Origin of the sequence: Demequina sp., assembly GCF_016278765.1 — a bacterium.
Lineage (GTDB): Bacteria > Actinomycetota > Actinomycetes > Actinomycetales > Demequinaceae > Demequina.
This window is the reverse complement of the sequence record NZ_JADQBE010000008.1, coordinates 79,564-97,410: the sequence shown is the minus strand read 5'-3', so window position 1 is coordinate 97,410 and position 17,847 is coordinate 79,564. Positions and strand designations below refer to the sequence as shown.

The window sequence follows — 17,847 nt, the reverse complement described above, 5'->3', positions numbered from 1 at the left end:
CTGCGCTGCCAGTTCTGCCAGAACCCCGACACGTGGCGCATGAAGGACGGAGTGCGTCACACCGTAGACGAGGTGATGGCGCGTGTGACCCGCTACGCCACGATCATGAAGGTCACGGGCGGCGGGCTCACCATCTCGGGTGGAGAGCCCCTGCTGCAGGCCAAGTTCGTGACGCAAATCTTCCGTCGCGCACACGACCTCAACATCCACACCGCGCTCGACACCGCCGGGTTGCTGGGATCGCGCCTCACGGACGACGACCTCAACTACATCGATCTCACGCTGCTCGACATCAAGTCGGGGATACCCGAGACGTACAAGCGCGTGACGGGCAGGCCGCTGCAGCCGACCCTCGACTTCGCAGAGCGCCTGTCGCGGCTGGGCAAGACCACCTGGATTCGGTTTGTGCTGGTACCCGGTCTGACGGACGCCGAAGAAAACGTGGACGCCATCGGCACGTTCGTGGCCACGCTCGACGGGGTTCAACGCATGGAGATCTTGCCGTTCCACCAGATGGGCAAAGCGAAGTGGGCGGCGACGGGGGAGCCGTACCTGTTGGCGGACACTCCGACACCCACGCCGGAACTCATCGCGCGCGTGAAGGCGCAACTCGAGTTGTACGGGCTGCCGGTCAAGGTGGCCTGAGCCGGGCTCGCGCGCCCCCTACCGCCACTTGTGGATATCCGACAAGATGGCCTCATGCCCGAACCCGCAAAGACTGTAGCCACGCCCAGCAAGCCCAAGCCGGGTAGTGACCTCCCCTTCGAGGCGCAGCTGTGGAAGGCCGCGGACACCCTGCGCAACAACATGGACTCTGCCGAGTACAAGCACGTGGTCCTGGGGCTGATCTTCCTGAAGTACATTTCCGATGCCTTCGACGAGCACCATGCCTTCCTCTCCTCCCCCGCACAACAGGCAGAGGGCGCCGACCCCGAGGACGAGGACGAGTACAAGGCCAAGAACATCTTCTGGGTCCCGCCCAGCGCCCGCTGGCAGCACCTCAAAGACCAGGCCCGTCAGCCCACCATCGGCCAAACAGTAGACAGCGCGATGGAGGCCATCGAGCGCGAGAACCCGTCCCTCAAGGACGTGCTCCCCAAGAACTACGGCCGCGAGGCCCTGGACAAGGTCCGCCTGGGCGCGCTCATCGACCTCATCGCCAACATCCAGATCGGCAACGCGGCCGCCCGCAGCACCGACACCCTGGGTCGCGTCTACGAGTACTTCCTCAGCATGTTCGCATCCTCCGAGGGCAAGCGTGGCGGCGAGTTCTACACCCCGCGCAGCGTGGTCAAGCTGCTGGTCGAGATGATCGAGCCCTACAACGGCCGCGTCTACGACCCGTGCTGTGGCTCGGCGGGCATGTTCGTGCAGTCGCATGAGTTCCTGCGCGAGCACGACGCTGGCAACGGCAGCAAGAACGACATCTCCATCTACGGCCAGGAGTCCAACCACACCACGTGGCGGCTGGCCAAGATGAACCTGGCGATCCGCGGCATCGGCGCCGACAACATCGCCCACGGCGACACCTTCCACCACGACCGCCACCCGGACCTCAAGGCCGACTTCATCCTCGCCAACCCGCCGTTCAACATCTCGGACTGGGGCGGCGATCGCCTGCGCGAGGACAAGCGCTGGGATTACGGCGTGCCGCCCGTGGGCAACGCGAACTTCGCGTGGGTGCAGCACATGGCGTCCAAACTGTCGCCGACGGGCGTGGCTGGCTTTGTGCTGGCCAACGGGTCGATGTCCTCCAACCAGTCGGGCGAGGGCGAGATCCGCAAGAACCTGGTGGAGCAGGGCCTGGTGGACTGCATGGTCGCGCTTCCGGGACAGTTGTTCTATTCGACGCAGATCCCGGTGTGTCTGTGGTTCCTTGCGCGCGACCGCCGCAACCACAAATTCCGCGACCGCCGCGGCGAGGTGCTCTTCATCGACGCCCGCAAGATGGGCTCGATGATCGGCCGCACTCTGCGCGAGATGACCGACGCTGACATCAAGTTGATCTCCGACACGTACCACGCGTGGCGCGGCGAGGAAGGCTTCGGTACGTACGACGACGTGGCCGGGTTCTGCAAGAGCGCGCCGTTGGACGAGGTGCGGGCTCACGGGCACGTGCTGACACCGGGGCGGTATGTGGGCGCCGAGGAAGCCGAAGCCGATGCCGAGTCCTTCGACGAGAAGATGACCCGACTGTCTGCGCAGTTGGGCGAGCAGCAAGCCGATGCGGCGCAACTCGATGCAGCTATCGCCAAGAACCTCGAGGAACTCGGCTATGGCAACTGATTGGGTCGATTGCACAATCGCCGATGCTTGCAGTTCGATCGATTACGGGCTGACTGCTTCTGCAAACAAAGTCGACTCTGGCGCGAAGTTCCTCCGGATCACCGACATCGTGTCAGGCGCGATCGACTGGAATGCCGTGCCAACGGTCGATGCAGACGCGAAGACGCTCAGGAAGTACGCACTTGAGCATGGTGACGTCGTACTTGCGCGCACTGGCGCGTCGACCGGTGCGAGCGCATACGTGAACCATCCACCTGAAAGCGTGTTCGCGTCCTACTTGGTCCGCCTCAAGGCCAAGCCGGAATTCGACTCCCGGTACCTCGCCTACTACCTTCAGTCGGAACCGTTCTTGCAGTACATCCGTGGAGTTCTCGGCGACAAATCTGCGCAGCCCAACGCGAGCGCGTCGACCATGACACGAGCACCGTTCCGAGCTCCACGGAGCCTCGATGAGCAGCGCCGGATCGCCCACATCCTCGGGACCCTCGACGACAAGATCGAACTCAACCGCCGCATGAGCCAGACCCTCGAAGAAATGGCACGCGCGCTCTTCAAGTCGTGGTTCGTGGACTTCGACCCCGTCCGCGCCAAGGCCGAGGGCCGCGACCCCGGCCTCCCCAAGCACCTTGCCGACCTCTTCCCAGACCGCCTCATCGACTCCGATCTCGGCGAGATCCCCGAGGGCTGGGAACCCGGCACGATCGCGGCCATTGCGGCGTTGAACCCAGAGTCTTGGAAAGCGAGCACACTGCCCGAGCATGTTGAGTACGTGGATCTCGCCAGCACGAAGTGGGGCGATATCGACGAAACGGCCACGTACACCCGCGAGGATGCTCCCAGCCGTGCACGCCGGGTTCTTCGCCCCGGCGACACGATTGTCGGCACGGTGCGCCCTGGTAACGGGGCATTCGCCTACATCACGACCGACGGGCTCACCGGCAGCACGGGCTTTGCTGTCTTGCGATCGTCACGCTCGGACGATCGTGCCCTCTGTTACCTTGCGGCGACTAACAAAGAGGCAATCGATGCGTTGGCGCACTTGGCGGATGGTGGCGCGTATCCGGCAGTGCGTCCGGAAGTAGTTCTGAACCTCCCGCTCGCGATCTCCCCGCTCGACGTACGCAGCGTGTTCGATCGACTCTGCTCGCCATGGATGGACGCTGCCGCGCGAAACCGCAACGAGGGAAGGGTCCTCGCCACGGTGCGAAGCCAACTCCTGCCAATGCTCCTGTCGGAGGAAGCGTCACATCAGGAGTTGTCCGAGGGGAACCCAAAATGAGAATTCGTCTCCGCCTGTGGACGCTCGTGCTCGCGTTCTTGCTGCTGGTTGGCATTGGTAGATCCGTCTCAGGAGGCTTTGGCTTCCTCATCGACGAGTTTTGGTTCACCGCGGGAGGCCTCCTTTTCCTCCTGCTCTCCCTCGTCGACCAACCGTTCTTCTCAAAGGACGCAAACATTTTCGTGAACGCCGCCACAGGATGGGTGTCGCTGCTCCTCGTGCCAGAAACGATGCGCTCGGCCATCTGGTGGGGATTTGGATTCTGGTGCATATACCTACTGATCAGCAGCTATGCGCTGATGTGGTTACGAAGCAAACCGCTTCACTCCGAGTCAGCGCTTGTCCAGACGGTGTCCAGGGTCAACCGCCAGCTCGGCCGTCCCGAGGCTCTCTTCTCAGCCTTCTTCCTTTGGGGTGTCTTCCTGCAATACGCGTCCAGGCCAGGTGCCGCGAGCGCACTGTTTCTGTTCTGGGCGGTGTTCATGATCATCAATCTCCCCGCGCTAGCTGGAGCGATCGATTCCGCCTTCGACAAACGAACTGAGAGCCGAGCCCTGGGCATTGGTCGGCTAGAGCGCACCACGAGCCCCCGAATCGCCGAAGTGCGCATGCTCTTCGATGCTCCTCAGTATCTCGTCGGACGACGAGTTGCGCTTCAGAAAGCGGGCGGTTCCCAGGCGGCAATTGGCGTGGTTTTCGATGATCGTATTGTCGCCGGGGCTCGATTTGCCCGTGTAGGCATCACGTCAGTTGAAGGAGCGTGGGGAGAAGTCGGCGACCTATCTCACGGCCCTACGGACGTGCACCTAGTGAGCGATGACGAGGCTGAGCGGGTGCCCCTGGGTGTCGTCGATTCTGGATCAGAGATCGGAACACTCGTTTTCCACATGCACCCAGATCTTGGACTCAAGGCCGGAGATGTGGTCGTGGCCAGCACCCTGTCGGCGGCTGACACCTACTTCCAGGTAGTCGCCGCAGTCGTCGATCAGCAGCCCCTTCCCGACGGCAATGCGAAGCACTCGATACGCATTTCAGCGGGGCAACTCGGCTCATGGGACCCTGAAGCCTCCAAATTTGAACCCGTGCCAGAAGTCGCACGTCCGGGAAGCCTGATCTACCTTGCTGCCGCAATGGCCGAAGGTGCCAACGTGCTTCCAGACGGCAGCGAACTCCTCGGCCATGTGCCAAACTCGGGCTTCCCAGTCCATGTCGGACTTGATGATGTAGTCACGCACAACGTGGCGTTGCTTGGAGTCACCGGAAGCGGCAAGTCGTTCCTCGCCTTTCGCCTTATTGAAGCGATGGCGAGCCGGAACATCAAGGTCTTGATCCTCGATCCGAGCAGGCAGCACGATCTGTACCTCGGCGGAGCGGGTCCGACGGCACTGCGAACCAGCGACGATGTGCGCCCATGGATCGAGGGCGCCTCGCCGATTGGCATCCATCAGTTCGGCGTCGACCAAAACGGATACCCTCGAATCACTCGTGATTTTGTCAAGGCTGTGTTCGACGAGGTTTCAAAGACGAAGTTGGTACGTGGCAAGGACATGCCTGCTCAGTTGTGCGTGGTGCTCGAGGAGGCACACTCTCTGATCCCGGAGTGGACGCAGGTAGCGCAGAAGGAAGACTCACAGCACGTGAACGCAACCGGTCGATACATCTTGCAGGGCCGCAAGTTCGGTATGGGTGTGATGGTAATTAGCCAGCGAACCGCAAACGTCACCAAGACAATCCTGAACCAGTGCAACACAATCTTTGCGCTTCAGTCGTTCGACCAGACGGGCCTTGACTTCCTGCGCAACTACATGGGGGACGGCTACTCGCAGGCAATCTCGACCTTGCCGCGCCAGCATGCCGTGCTCGTGGGGAAGGCGTCGTCGTCAGGAAGGCCAATCCTCTTCCAAATCGAAGACATGGCGGATCGCTGGTCGACCGACTCGCCCGCGCCTGCGCCTGCGACAGATAACTCGGCTCCGGACGGCAACATATGAACGGTGTCAATGAGGCTCGTGTGGAGCGCGCGGCTCTTGAGTGGCTCAAGGACGCGGGCTGGACCACGGTCTCCGGCGAGTCGATCGCCCCAGGTGAGCCCGCCGCCGAGCGCGCAGAGTTCACCCAGACCACACTCGACGCTCGCCTTCGTGGCGCTCTCGCGCGCCTCAACCCCGACCTCCCAGCATCGGCCATCGATGATGCCCACAAGCGCCTGCTCCGCACCGAAGGCCCAGACCTCGTTACCCGCAACCGCGCCACACATCGGCAACTGGTCAACGGCGTCACCGTCGAGTACCGCGCGCCCGGCGGTCAGATTCGCGGCGCCCAGGTGCGCGTCATCGACTTCGACCACCCCGGGAACAACGACCACCTGGCCGTCAACCAGTTCACCGTGGTCGAGGGCAAGGTCAACCGCAGGCCCGACGTGGTGCTGTTCGTCAACGGACTGCCACCTGCGATGGCCTCAACTGCGGCGCCTCGGCTCGCTAGATGCGATGTCGGTGCCACCCGGTAGCGTCGAAACATGGAGACTCGGGACCAGGGAGACTCGGGACCAGCAGGTGAAGCACGTGGCGCAGGGGCTCGCCCTAGGTGTTCTTGCCCACGAACCGGCGCAGATGACCGCGAGCAAGATGACCGTCGAGTTCGCGTTCAACCACGCGTGGCGCAGGTGGGGCCGGGCGTCCGAGTTTCCGAGCATCACAGGGCACGACCCTGGCAACATGATCTGGCTCGGTATGGGAAAGTCGGAGCGACGCGCGGGCGCGATTGCCGCGTGGAGCCGGAACCGCGTGTGCTCGAACCGTATGTGCTCTACGAAGGCTGGAGTATTACCGAGCGCCTCGATCTCGTCGCCGATGAGCGCGCCAACGCGCACGACTGGATGGAACTCGGCGGTCTGTTTGTCGAGGGCATGTCGCGGTAGTGCTTGCCATGCTCGCGCTATTGAGTAAAAATACTCAGTGTGATGAGTAAACCTGTGCGCGTCTACTCGCGTCCTCTGGCGCTTGAGTTGCACGCTCGCCTGGCCGAACCTCGCCGCTTCATCCATGCCGTGACGGGGCCCCGCCAGGTGGGCAAGACCACGATGGTTCAGCAGGTCACGAGCGGGCTCAAGGTGCCGGTGCGATTCGCGAGCGCGGATGAGCCCACCCTGCAAGGTTCGGCCTGGATTGCTCAACAGTGGGAGGCGGCTCGCGCGGGCGTCGGCGAGGAAGGCGCAATCCTCATCCTCGACGAGGTGCAGAAAGTGCCCAACTGGTCGGAGGCCGTCAAGCGCCTTTGGGACGAGGACACCCGCACTGGGGTTCCGCTCAAAGTGGTCCTCCTTGGCTCCGCGCCACTCCTGATCGCGCGCGGGCTCACCGAGAGCCTCGCAGGGCGATTCGAGGTGCTACATGCACCCCACTGGTCGTACTCCGAAATGCGGGACGCGTTCGGCTTCACGCTTGACGACTACATCTACTTTGGCGGTTACCCCGGAGCGGCCCGGCTCATGGGCAAGCCAGCGCGGTGGCGCCGGTACATCCTCGACTCCCTGATCGAGACCACGATTTCTCGAGACGTGCTGCTGCTGACGCGTGTCGACAAGCCCGCGCTGCTGCGGCGGCTGTTCGAGCTCGCCTGTGAGTACTCCGGTCAGATACTCAGCTACACCAAGATGACCGGGCAACTTCAGGACGCTGGCAACACCACCACGCTCGCGCACTACCTGGAACTCCTTTCCGGGGCAGGGATGGTGACTGGGCTCCAGAAGTATTCCGGGAGCGCAGTCCGCAAGCGCGGGTCAAGCCCCAAACTTCAGGTCCTGAACACCGCTCTCATGAGCGCTATTGCCGGGCTGACACCCTCTTCGGCGCGCGCCGACAAGACCTACTACGGCAGACTGGTCGAGTCGGCCATCGGCGCGCACCTCACAAACTCTGCCGCGGCGGGGGAGTGCGAGGTGCTCTACTGGCGAGACGGCAACGACGAGGTTGATTTTGTCATCAAGGCCGGAGGGCGGGTGGTCGCGATCGAGGTCAAGAGCGGCGCGCGTGCGGGCAGGTTGTCGGGCATGGACGCCTTCGTCGCCGAATACTCGCCGAGCAAGGTTCTGCTCGTCGGCGCCGACGGCATCCCCATCGAGGATTTTCTCGCCATGCCCGTGGCGTTCTGGATCAAATGATGATTCTTTCAGACTTCACGGTGGACTTCCTGGGCGAGGCGGTCGCGGGAGATCTTGAGGGATTTCGGTATCGGACGGGCCCGGCGCTTGTGAAGTCGAGCCGGCTGGGAAGCCAGCGCGGCTGACTGCTCGTTGAGTAGGCTGGCTCAATGCGCTGAGCAGTTGCGGTGGTTGGATATCGATCTTCCGTCTCACCGGGCAATCGTCCGCCCTTGCACCGGGCAATCGTCTGTTCGTCTAACGGTCAATCGTCCTGCCGTGCTACCGGGCAAATGTCCTACACCTCGGGTAGGGTGAGGTCATGGCCGCCACCAGCTACCCGCGCTTCCTTGAGGCGCGCCTGCTCGAGTCCGTGGCAGATACCCCTGCCACTCTCATTCATGGCCCGCGTCAATGTGGCAAGACAACCTTTGTGAAAGCGTTCGCCGCTGCGCACAACTACCGGTACGTCACCTTTGACGACAACGACCAAGTGCAAGCGGCGCTCGACGACCCCATCGGCTACGTAGACAGGCTTGGCACGCTCGTCGTCCTTGACGAAGTTCAGCGAGTGCCACACCTCTTCACCACGCTCAAAGCAGCCATAGACAATGACAGAACACCCGGCCGTTACGTCATGACAGGCTCCGCGAACGTCCTCATGGTGCCCACCCTCGCCGACTCCCTCGCCGGACGCCTGGGAACCCTACGCATGTACCCCCTCGCCCAATCGGAAATTCGCGGCACCACGCCACAGTTCCTGCACCAACTCTTCACCGGCGCCTTCACACCTCAACCCGCCGAGCGCCTCGGCCTCGACCTTGTCGCAAGAGTCGCTCGCGGCGGCTACCCCGAAGCGCTCGCGCGTTCACCACACCGGGCCGCAGAGTTTTTACGCGACCACATCGACACCCAGATCCAACGAGACGTTCGCTCCCTCGCCCAAGTTCGCTCGCTCAAGACCACGCCGGCGATACTTCGGCAGGTGGCCGCCTACACCGCCGAGTTCGCCAATGTGTCGCGACTCGCCAGCGACGTCGGGGTCAAGCGGGAAACGGTTGACGAGCACCTCGCGTTGCTCGAACACATCTTCGTGATCGACCGCCTGCCCGCATGGAGCCGCAGCGAAGCCAAGCGGGCAGCCAAGACACCCAAACTTCACATCGCAGACACCGGTATGGGGGCCGCGCTACTGGAACGAGATGTCGAAGACCTCAGCAGCGACCGCACCTACTTTGGCCACCTGCTCGAGAGTTTTGTCCTCGCCGAACTCCGAGCTCAAGCAAGCTGGCACGATCGTCGCACATCGTTCCATCACTTTCGTGACGCCAATCAAAATGAAGTAGACATCGTGCTCGAACGCGGGCCCAACAGAATCGCGGGCATCGAAGTAAAGGCCGCTTCGGTGGTAGGTCCCAAAGACTTCCGCGGACTGCGTAAGCTTCGCGACATCACCGGCGACTCATTCAAAGGTGGCGCCGTGCTCTACGACGGCACCGTCGGGTACCGTCACGACGACAATCTGTGGGCGCTACCCATCTCGATGCTATGGGGGGCGAGCGAATGAGAAAGTTCACCGAATCGGCAGTCGAACAGGCCGCGCTCGAGTGGCTTGAGGCCGCCGGGTGGGCCACGGTCTACGGCGAGTCCATCGCGCCCGGCGAGCCCGCTGCGGAGCGCACCGAGTTCACACAAACCACACTCGACGCGCGCCTCTTTTCAACCCTCACGCGCCTCAACCCCGACCTCCCCGCATCGGCCATCGAGGACGCCCTGAAGCGTTTGCTCCGCGCGGAGGGCCCGGACCTTGTGACCCGGAACCGCGCCACGCACCGGCACCTAGTCAACGGCGTCACCGTCGAGTACCGCGCGCCAGACGGCCAGATTCGCGGCGCGCAGGTGCGCGTCATCGACTTCGACCACCCCGAGAACAACGACTTCCTGGCCGTCAACCAGTTCACCGTGGTCGAGGGCAAGGTCAACCGCAGGCCCGACGTGGTGCTGTTCGTCAACGGACTGCCCCTCGTGGTGTTCGAGCTCAAGAACGCCGTCAGCGGCACCGCCGACGTCTGGGAGGCCTATGCCCAACTCCAGACCTACAAGGAGCAGATCCCCACGCTTTTCCACGCCAACGCCCTGCTGGTCATCTCGGACGGAGTCAGCGCGCGCGTCGGAAGCCTCACCGCGGGCAAGGAGTGGTTCAAGGCATGGCACGCCGACGCCGCCGACCGGCTCGAGGTGGGTGGCGCCTCCGAGTTGCAGACGGTGATCGAGGACCTGTGCGCGCCGCCGCGCCTGCTGGACCTGATCCGCGACTTCATCGTGTTCGAGGACGACGGCGCGGGCGCGCCCATCAAGAAGATCGCCGGCTACCACCAATACCACGCCGTGCAGCGCGCGGTCGGGCAGACGCTGCGCGCCGCCACTGCTCCGCACCATTCCGAGGGCAACGAGACCGACGCTGGCGACCAGCGCGTCGGCGTCGTGTGGCACACGCAGGGCTCGGGCAAGTCGCTCACCATGGCGTTCTACGCCGGGCGCATCATCCGCGAGCCGCTCATGGGCAATCCCACCTTGGTGGTGCTCACTGACCGCAATGACCTGGACCAGCAACTCTTCGCCACCTTTTCCCGCTGCCACGAGCTACTACGCCAGCAGCCCGTCCAGGCCGACTCCCGCGCGCAAATGCGCGAGCTACTCACCCGCGAATCCGGCGGCGTCATCTTCACCACCCTCCAGAAGTTCTTCCCCGAGGAGAAGGGCGGCAGGCTCGAGGCGCTGAGCGGGAGGCGCAACATGGTCGTCATCGCCGACGAGGCCCACCGCAGCCAGTACGACCTCATCGACGGCTACGCCCGCCACCTGCGCGACGCCCTGCCCAACGCATCGTTCATCGGCTTCACCGGCACGCCGATCGAGCAGGCCGATGCGAACACGCGCGCCATCTTTGGCGACTACATCGACGTCTATGACATCCAGAAGGCCGTCGAGGATGGCGCAACGGTCCCCATTTACTACGAGCAGCGCCTCGCCAAGCTCCACCTGGACGACGACCAACGCCTATCCATCGACCCCGAGTTCGACGCGGCCACCGAGACCGAGGAGGCCGAAGGGCGCGAGAAACTCAAGTCCAAGTGGGCGCAGTTGGCCGCCGTGGTGGGTGCGCCCGAGCGGGTCAAGGCCGTGGCCGCGGACATCGTGGAGCACTTCGAGTCTCGCCTCACCAACGCCATGGACGGCAAGGGCATGATCGTGACCATGTCTCGGCCCATCGCCGTGGCGCTGTACGACGAGATCGTGGCGCTGCGCCCCGCGTGGCAGGGCGAGGGAGAAGACGACGGGTTCGTCAACGTCATCATGACCGGCTCCGCGAGCGACGGGCCCGAGTGGCAGCGACACATCCGCTCCAAGTCACGGCGCGGGGAGATGGCCACCAAGTTCCGCGACCCGGACGACCCCTTCAAGTTGGTCATCGTGCGCGACATGTGGCTTACCGGCTTCGACGCGCCATCGCTGCACACGATGTACGTCGACAAGCCGATGCGCGGTCACGGGCTCATGCAGGCCATCGCGCGCGTGAACCGCGTGTTCCGCGACAAGCCTGGCGGGCTGGTGGTGGACTACATCGGCATTGCTGCGGAACTTAAGGAGGCGTTGCACACCTACCGGGCCGAGGGCGGGAAGGGAGCGCCCAGTCTTGATATTGCGGAGGCGATCGCGGAAATGCTGCGGCGCTACGAGACCGTCGGCGACTTCTTCCTCAACCAGACCACATCGCGCGGTGTTGAGCCCGGGTTCGACTACGGGCCGTTCCTGACCGGCAAGCCGAGCGAGCGGCTTGCGTGCATCGGCAATGGGCTGAACTACATCCTGGGCCTGCCCGACGGTAAGCAGCGGTACATGGATGAGTTCCGCGAGTTCAAGAAGGCATACGCGCTGGCGGCGGCGACGCCCGAGGCCGAGAAGATCCGCGAGGAGATCGCGTTCTTCGAGGCTGTCAATGTGCAGTTGGGGAAGCGTTCGCTTGTGGAGCATCGGCGCGACGACGCGGAGATGGCGATCCGGCAGATCGTGTCGCGGTCGGTGCTCTCGGAGGGCGTGGTGGACATCTTCCAAGCGGCGGGGCTTTCACGGCCGGCGATCTCGCTGCTGTCCGAGGAGTTCCTGGCCGAGATGCAGCACATGCCGCAGCGGAACCTGGCGGTGGAGATGCTAGAGCGCCTACTGCTTGACGAAATCAAGGTGCGCGGGCGTCGCAATGTGGTGTTGGAGCGGCGCTTCTCGCAACTGCTCGAGGCGACCGTGATCAAGTACCGCAACCGGGCGATCGACTCCGCGATGGTCATCCAGGAGTTGGTGGACCTGGCGCGCGAACTGCGCGAGGCGGGCGAGCGCGGCGAGAAGCTGGGGCTCAACGAGGACGAGTTCGCGTTCTACGAGGCGCTCGATGCAAACGGCGACGTTGCTGGAGTGATGGGCGACGCTCAATTGGCCGTGATTGCGCGGGAACTGGTCGACAAGGTGCGCGCGAACGCGGCGATCGACTGGACACTGCGGGAGAGTGTGCGGGCGCAGATGCGCGTGATGGTGAAGCGAATCCTCAAGAAGTACGGGTATCCGCCGGACCTTGCGGAAGGCGCCGTGGCTACTGTGTTGGAGCAGGCTGAGGCTTTGAGCGGGAGCTGGGGCACATAGGCGCCCGGACGCACTCGCGGCCCACTTGATTCAGAACATATTCAGAACTATGATGGCGAGTCATGAGCACCCTGATGCATCCGCAGTCTTTCCAGTCGTCGGAACTGTCACGCAACCCGAAGGCCGTTTTCGACGCTGTCGAGCATGGTGCGGTGTCGATCACCCGTCGCGACGGCTCGCCCCTGTTGCTGATGCGCCAGGACGACGCTGATGGTCGCGACCGGCTGCTGGCATTGGCCGGCCAACTCATCGCCGCCTCGCTGGCTGGCCCCGACCACTTCGCTAGTCATCTTGCCGACAGGTTCCCGTGGATGCTCGCGCTGTCAGAGACTGAGCGCGAACAGTGCGCACAGGAGGTGCTTACTGCGGCGCGTGCGTCATTTGACACTCAGCAGCCGCATCTGGCGATCGCGGAGCTCACCGCATGGCAGGGCACGGCGGAGGCGATTGCCGCCGGACTTGGCGGCGAAACCGTCGAGTGGCTTGACGAGGACGTCCCAGTGGAGCGCCCCTGACCCATGGCTACGTCTCAACCGGTGCCGCGGCCGCGCAAGAGGGCCGAGCATCAGATCGTGTTCGCATCCCGTGGTGCGGAGAGGGGTTGGCGGGACCTGTGCGCCACTCAGCGCAATGCGATGGCCGACGCCTGGGACTTCCTCACGCGGACACCCACGGCAGTCACCGCGACCAACTACAGGCTCAAGGGCTCTCTCGCGATCGTGACCCGGGCCAACGCTGACCATGACCGCTGGCAGCACAGACCCACCCTGAAGGGCAGCGCGCGGATCTGGTTCTACGTCGAGGACGGCACGGTGTATCTCGAGCGAGTGGACACCAGCCACCCGAACGGGACCAAGTAGACCGGCCTGCCGAAAGCATCGGTGACAACGTGCTCGCGGTGACGTGGGCCCGCCCACCAGCGCGCACAGACCCGTCCTCACGCTGTGGCGCGTGCTCGGTGGGAATCAGGTAGCAGTGCCGGAGGACGTCCGCGGCTGTGCCGCGCAAAGCCTTCTCACCAGCGGCCATTGCCTGCTCACTTTCACAATACATACCCATGGGGGTATGGTTTCGGCATGATTGCTCGCCTTTTTCGTTCCGTCGTCCTCGCCGCAGTGGCGGCCGTCGCTCTCGCAGCTTGCTCGTCGGGCTCGGCCGAACCCCCCGCCTTCGACGGCTCGCACGTGAGCGCGAGCGCGTTCGCGCTGGCCGTCGATCAGCCCGGCGTCACCGTTGTCGACGTCCGCACTCCCGCCGAATTTACCGAGGGCCACTTGCCGGGGGCCGTCAACATCAACGTGGAGGACCCGGCGTTTCCGGACGCCATTGCCGCGCTCGATCCCGCCGCCGACTACGCCGTCTACTGCCGATCGGGCAACCGGTCGCGCGTGGCGGTGGACTACATGACCCAGGCGGGCGTGACACGCACGGTGGGCCTGGAGGGCGGCATCGGCGCGTGGAAGGGCGACGTCGTCCGCTAACTCTCCTCGGCTCGCAAGAGCCCGCCACCCACGCCCACAACGCGCCTGTCACGACTCGAGCACCGCGTTGCCAAAGCGCGGGCCGCCACAGCGCCACGAGCGGAAAAGCCTCAGTCGCATCTCCAGGACGGCCGGCACCTCTTATCGAGACGGTTCGCGACGCCCCGCTCGCAGTGGCGGGCGGCAGGATGTTTTGGGCCCCGGGTCCGGCAGTGACGGCGCTCACTGAAATTCCTCAGTTCTTCACCGACGGTCTGTGCCTCCAGGCCATTCGCCTGGTATTCGAGAATATCGAAGAGTCGGTCACCGTGGGCGGCACGGCAGTGAAGGCTCGCGAGAGGATGCACAACGCCGCCACGATCGCCGGCATGGCGTTCGGCAACGCGTTCCTCGGACTCGTGCACGCCATGAGCCACGTCACCGGTTCGATGTACCACGTGGCGCACGGTCGCACCAATGCGATCTACCTGCCGCACGTGATCCGCTACAACGGCACGGTTCCCACCAAGCCGACGTCGTGGCCTAAGCAGGACTCCTACGTGGCGCCCGAGCGCTTCCAGGAGATCGCCAAGATGCTGGGCCTCGCACACGAGACACCCGAGATCGCAGTGGAGGCGTACGCCACGGCCGTCGAGGAACTCCGTGCCAAGCTGGGCATTGAGCCCTCCTTCCAGGCCGTCGGCGTGGACGAGACCGACTTCATGTCGAGTCTTGACACCCTCGCGATGCAGGCCTACGAGGACCAGTGCGCGCCCGCGAACCCGCGCCTGCCCATGATCGACGACATGAAGATCATGATGGAGGCCGCGTACTACGGCGTCACCTGGGACGAGGTCAAGAACCGGTCGGTCAACGAACTCCCGTCGGACTCGAAGACCGCGTCGAAGTCCTCGAAGAAGTCATCAAAATAGTTCCTGTTCATCGCTGAAAGCACGACTGTTCGGGACCCAGGTCCCGAACAGTCGTTGCATTTGGGGGGCATGCTTTTTCGTGGGGAGACGTTGGGAGGGGACACCCAACGCCTCAAGGGGCCGGCGCAATGGGGAGCCGGCCCCTTTCCTCATGTCCGGACACTTTTGTGGCCCTCGCGGGATCCCCTCAAGGGGTCCGGAGCGACGGCACTAGACTCGGTGATCGTGGCTATCGACTTTCCCGCTGAGATCGCGGCACTGCGCAGTACGTTCGACCAGATCGAGGCGGTACTCGACCCCGCCGCGCTGAGAGCGAAGATCTCCGACCTGGAAGCCAAGGCATCGGCCCCGGACCTGTGGGACGACCAGGACAACGCGCAAGCCGTCACGAGCGCCCTGAGCGGTGCCACAGCGGAGCTGGAGCGCATCGGCGGATTCGAGCGGCGGCTCGACGACCTTGAGGTGCTGGTCGAGATGGCCATCGAGGCCGACGACGCGGAGGTGCTGGCCGAGGCCGAGCGCGACCTGAACAAGCTTCGCAAGAACTTGGCCGTCATGGAGGTGCGCACCCTTATGACGGGGGAGTGGGACGAGCGTGACGCGGTGGTCACCATCCGCTCCGGCGCGGGCGGCGTGGATGCCGCAGACTTCGCGGCGATGCTGCTGCGCATGTACCTGCGGTGGGCGGAGCGGCACCAGTACTCGGCCAAGGTGCTCGACACGTCCTACGCGGAAGAGGCCGGCATCAAGTCCGCCACGTTCGAGATCAGCGCCCCGTATGCCTTCGGCACGCTATCCGTCGAGGCGGGAACGCACCGCCTGGTGCGCATCAGCCCGTTCGACAACCAGGGGCGCCGCCAGACCTCGTTCGCCGCGGTCGAGGTGATCCCCCTCATCGAAGGCACAGACCACATCGAGGTTCCCGAAACGGACATCAAGGTGGACGTATTCCGGTCCTCGGGCCCCGGTGGCCAATCGGTGAACACGACGGACTCCGCGGTCCGGATCACGCACCTGCCGTCCGGCATCGTGGTGTCGATGCAGGATGAGAAGAGTCAGATCCAGAACCGGGCCGCTGCCATGCGGGTGCTGCAGTCGCGCCTGCTACTCCTGAAGAAGGAGGAGGAGGCCGCCCAGAAGAAGGAACTCGCCGGCGACATCAAGGCGTCGTGGGGCGACCAGATGCGCTCCTACGTGCTGCACCCCTACCAAATGGTGAAGGACCTTCGCACCGAGCACGAGACCAGCCAGACGGACAAGGTCTTTGACGGGGACATCGACGACTTCATCGATGCCGGAATTCGCTGGCGCCGTTCCCGCAACTAGGGCGGCACGGTAGCCTCGCCCGGACAGTGCTCCCAGGAAGGATCCCGCCATGCCGGATGTGCATCGCGCCGACGCGGTCTTTACCGGCGGTCTTGCCTACAGCGCCGGGTGGGGTGTGCCGCGCGCCGTAGGAGTAGCGGTCCGCGACGGCGCGATCGTTGCGGTCGCGCCCGACGCCGAGGTGAACGGGCTTGTGGGACCCTCCACGCGCGTCGTCGACCTGGGCGGCAGGCTCCTGATGCCCGGCTTCATTGACGCGCACGCCCACCCCGTTCAGGGCGGGCTCGAGCTACTTCAGTGCAACTTGACCGAGGCCCGGGACGGCGCCGAGTGTGTGGCCGCGGTCGCCGCCTATGCGGAAGGTCACCCCGAGCGCGCCTGGATCACCGGCGGCGGCTGGGCCATGTTCCACTTCCCGGGAGGGATACCGACGGCGGCGGCGCTCGACGCCATCGTGCCTGACAGGCCCGTGTTCCTCATGAACCGCGACCATCACGGCGCGTGGGTGAACTCCGCCGCGCTACGCCTGGCGGGCATCGACCGCGACACCCCCGATCCCGCCGGTGGCCGCATCGAACGCGACGCCGCAGGCAACCCCACCGGCACTCTTCACGAGGAAGCGGTCAACCTGGTGCAGCACCTGATCCCGTTCGTGACGCTCGACGAGGGCGTCGCGGCTGTGGTGCGAGGGCAAGAGGAGCTGTTCCGCTTTGGCGTCACCGGCTGGGCCGATGCCTGGGTGGGCAAGACCGGCGGCATGGAGTCGATCCTCGACGCCTACATGGGGGCGCTCGACCGCGGCGTGCTCCGAGCCCGGGTGACCGCCGCGTTGTGGTGGGAGCGTGGGGCTGGCCTCGAGCAGGTCGAGACCTTCGTGCGGCTGCGGGAGGTTGCGGTCGCGCGCGGTCGGGCGGACCTCTTCAGGGCCGATGCCGCCAAGATCATGGTCGACGGCGTCGCCGAGAACTTCTCGGCGGCCATGTCACTGCCGTACAGGGACTCTCACGGCCACCCCACCGAGAATCTGGGCCACATGTTCCTCACACCCGAGGCGCTGGTCGAGGCGTCGATCGCCGTAGACGCTGCGGGATTTCAGCTGCACTTCCACACCCTCGGCGACAGGGCGGTCACGCTGGGCCTCGACGCGATCGAAGCGGTCAAGCGTGCCAACGGGCCCGATGCGGCCGCGCGCGCCACGCTGGCGCACCTTCAGGTGGTGGGGCAGCGCGACGTGGAGCGCTTCGCGCCGCTCGGCGCGATCGCGAACCTGCAGATGCTGTGGGCGGCCGTCGATGAGCAGCTCGCCGACCTCACGTTCCCGTTCCTCGACCCCAGCCTCGTGGCGCGCCACTATCCATTCGGGGATCTGTCGCGCGCGGGTGCGCGGCTTGCCTGTGGCAGCGACTGGCCCGTGACGACGCCCAATCCGTGGGAGGCGATTGCCGTCGGCCTGACGCGCGCCGAGCAGGGCAAGGAGGCCGACCCGCGTATCGGCCTGCACCAGCGGCTCGACCTCACCACGATGCTTGACGGCTACACCGCGGGCTCGGCCTTCTCGAACGGGCGCGGCGCGGACACGGGACGCCTCGAGCCGGGCTTCGCGGCCGATCTGGCGGTGCTCGACGAAGACCCATTCACGCTCGCACCCGAGCGTCTGGCCCACGTGAATGTGGGCCAGACCTGGGTCAATGGCGAGCTGGTGGCGGGAGACGCCAGCGTCTAGCAGGG

At 64.8% G+C, this 17,847-nt stretch carries 16 protein-coding genes; all 16 read left to right on the top strand.

Annotated elements, in window-relative coordinates; all coding sequences use genetic code 11:
* Window positions 1-645: pyruvate formate-lyase-activating protein (gene pflA / locus QZZ29_RS01580; RefSeq protein ID WP_291380864.1), on the top strand; the 645-nt coding region annotated here is incomplete at its 5' end.
* 54 nt (window positions 646-699) lie between these two features.
* Window positions 700-2,286, top strand: a complete 1,587-nt coding sequence (locus tag QZZ29_RS01575; RefSeq protein ID WP_291380862.1) for a class I SAM-dependent DNA methyltransferase — start codon at window positions 700-702, stop codon at window positions 2,284-2,286.
* Complete coding sequence (locus tag QZZ29_RS01570) at window positions 2,276-3,565, top strand: restriction endonuclease subunit S (RefSeq protein ID WP_291380861.1); 1,290 nt, start codon at window positions 2,276-2,278, stop codon at window positions 3,563-3,565. The genes QZZ29_RS01575 and QZZ29_RS01570 overlap by 11 nt, the downstream gene beginning before the upstream one ends.
* On the top strand, window positions 3,562-5,556 hold the full coding sequence (locus QZZ29_RS01565; RefSeq protein WP_291380859.1) for a DUF87 domain-containing protein: 1,995 nt from the start codon (window positions 3,562-3,564) through the stop codon (window positions 5,554-5,556). Before QZZ29_RS01570 ends, QZZ29_RS01565 begins: the two co-directional genes overlap by 4 nt.
* Window positions 5,553-6,074, top strand: a complete 522-nt coding sequence (locus QZZ29_RS01560; RefSeq protein WP_291380857.1) for a type I restriction endonuclease — start codon at window positions 5,553-5,555, stop codon at window positions 6,072-6,074. The genes QZZ29_RS01565 and QZZ29_RS01560 overlap by 4 nt, the downstream gene beginning before the upstream one ends.
* A gap of 261 nt (window positions 6,075-6,335) precedes the next feature.
* Window positions 6,336-6,485 (top strand): hypothetical protein, encoded by a 150-nt coding sequence (locus QZZ29_RS01555; protein ID WP_291380855.1) that lies wholly within the window; start codon window positions 6,336-6,338, stop codon window positions 6,483-6,485.
* 42 nt (window positions 6,486-6,527) lie between these two features.
* Window positions 6,528-7,727 (top strand): ATP-binding protein, encoded by a 1,200-nt coding sequence (locus QZZ29_RS01550; RefSeq protein WP_291380853.1) that lies wholly within the window; start codon window positions 6,528-6,530, stop codon window positions 7,725-7,727.
* On the top strand, window positions 7,724-7,852 hold the full coding sequence (locus QZZ29_RS01545; RefSeq protein ID WP_291380851.1) for a hypothetical protein: 129 nt from the start codon (window positions 7,724-7,726) through the stop codon (window positions 7,850-7,852). The genes QZZ29_RS01550 and QZZ29_RS01545 overlap by 4 nt, the downstream gene beginning before the upstream one ends.
* 176 nt (window positions 7,853-8,028) lie before the next feature.
* Window positions 8,029-9,273: an ATP-binding protein gene (locus QZZ29_RS01540; protein WP_291380849.1), complete on the top strand. Its 1,245-nt coding sequence runs from the start codon at window positions 8,029-8,031 to the stop codon at window positions 9,271-9,273.
* The gene (locus tag QZZ29_RS01535; protein ID WP_291380847.1) at window positions 9,270-12,401 is read left to right on the top strand and encodes a type I restriction endonuclease subunit R; all 3,132 of its coding nucleotides are present in this window, start codon (window positions 9,270-9,272) and stop codon (window positions 12,399-12,401) included. Before QZZ29_RS01540 ends, QZZ29_RS01535 begins: the two co-directional genes overlap by 4 nt.
* A gap of 62 nt (window positions 12,402-12,463) precedes the next feature.
* Window positions 12,464-12,916, top strand: a complete 453-nt coding sequence (locus QZZ29_RS01530) for a prevent-host-death protein (protein WP_291380845.1) — start codon at window positions 12,464-12,466, stop codon at window positions 12,914-12,916.
* A 3-nt stretch (window positions 12,917-12,919) separates the two neighbouring features.
* Window positions 12,920-13,261 carry a hypothetical protein gene (locus QZZ29_RS01525; protein ID WP_291380843.1) on the top strand — a complete coding sequence of 114 codons (342 nt, stop codon included), beginning with the start codon at window positions 12,920-12,922 and terminating at the stop codon, window positions 13,259-13,261.
* 216 nt (window positions 13,262-13,477) lie between these two features.
* Entirely contained in the window at window positions 13,478-13,882 is a 405-nt protein-coding gene (locus QZZ29_RS01520) for a rhodanese-like domain-containing protein (RefSeq protein WP_291380841.1), read from the top strand.
* Window positions 13,883-14,094: 212 nt separating this feature from the next.
* The gene (locus tag QZZ29_RS01515) at window positions 14,095-14,793 is read left to right on the top strand and encodes an iron-containing alcohol dehydrogenase (RefSeq protein WP_366478830.1); all 699 of its coding nucleotides are present in this window, start codon (window positions 14,095-14,097) and stop codon (window positions 14,791-14,793) included.
* 225 nt (window positions 14,794-15,018) lie between these two features.
* On the top strand, window positions 15,019-16,119 hold the full coding sequence (gene prfB / locus QZZ29_RS01510) for a peptide chain release factor 2 (RefSeq protein ID WP_366478828.1): 1,101 nt from the start codon (window positions 15,019-15,021) through the stop codon (window positions 16,117-16,119).
* A 49-nt stretch (window positions 16,120-16,168) separates the two neighbouring features.
* The gene (locus QZZ29_RS01505) at window positions 16,169-17,842 is read left to right on the top strand and encodes an amidohydrolase (RefSeq protein ID WP_291380839.1); all 1,674 of its coding nucleotides are present in this window, start codon (window positions 16,169-16,171) and stop codon (window positions 17,840-17,842) included.
* Window positions 17,843-17,847: the final 5 nt, after the last annotated feature.

Bases quoted from the DNA above. Each gene is read 5' to 3' on its own strand.
- QZZ29_RS01535 (WP_291380847.1), top strand. From the start codon at position 9,270: ATGAGAAAGTTCACCGAATCGGCAGTCGAACAGGCCGCGCTCGAGTGG.
- QZZ29_RS01540 (WP_291380849.1), top strand. From the start codon at position 8,029: ATGGCCGCCACCAGCTACCCGCGCTTCCTTGAGGCGCGCCTGCTCGAG.
- QZZ29_RS01575 (WP_291380862.1), top strand. From the start codon at position 700: ATGCCCGAACCCGCAAAGACTGTAGCCACGCCCAGCAAGCCCAAGCCG.
- QZZ29_RS01545 (WP_291380851.1), top strand. From the start codon at position 7,724: ATGATGATTCTTTCAGACTTCACGGTGGACTTCCTGGGCGAGGCGGTC.
- QZZ29_RS01550 (WP_291380853.1), top strand. From the start codon at position 6,528: ATGAGTAAACCTGTGCGCGTCTACTCGCGTCCTCTGGCGCTTGAGTTG.
- QZZ29_RS01505 (WP_291380839.1), top strand. From the start codon at position 16,169: ATGCCGGATGTGCATCGCGCCGACGCGGTCTTTACCGGCGGTCTTGCC.
- QZZ29_RS01525 (WP_291380843.1), top strand. From the start codon at position 12,920: ATGGCTACGTCTCAACCGGTGCCGCGGCCGCGCAAGAGGGCCGAGCAT.
- QZZ29_RS01530 (WP_291380845.1), top strand. From the start codon at position 12,464: ATGAGCACCCTGATGCATCCGCAGTCTTTCCAGTCGTCGGAACTGTCA.
- QZZ29_RS01570 (WP_291380861.1), top strand. From the start codon at position 2,276: ATGGCAACTGATTGGGTCGATTGCACAATCGCCGATGCTTGCAGTTCG.
- QZZ29_RS01560 (WP_291380857.1), top strand. From the start codon at position 5,553: ATGAACGGTGTCAATGAGGCTCGTGTGGAGCGCGCGGCTCTTGAGTGG.
- QZZ29_RS01565 (WP_291380859.1), top strand. From the start codon at position 3,562: ATGAGAATTCGTCTCCGCCTGTGGACGCTCGTGCTCGCGTTCTTGCTG.
- QZZ29_RS01520 (WP_291380841.1), top strand. From the start codon at position 13,478: ATGATTGCTCGCCTTTTTCGTTCCGTCGTCCTCGCCGCAGTGGCGGCC.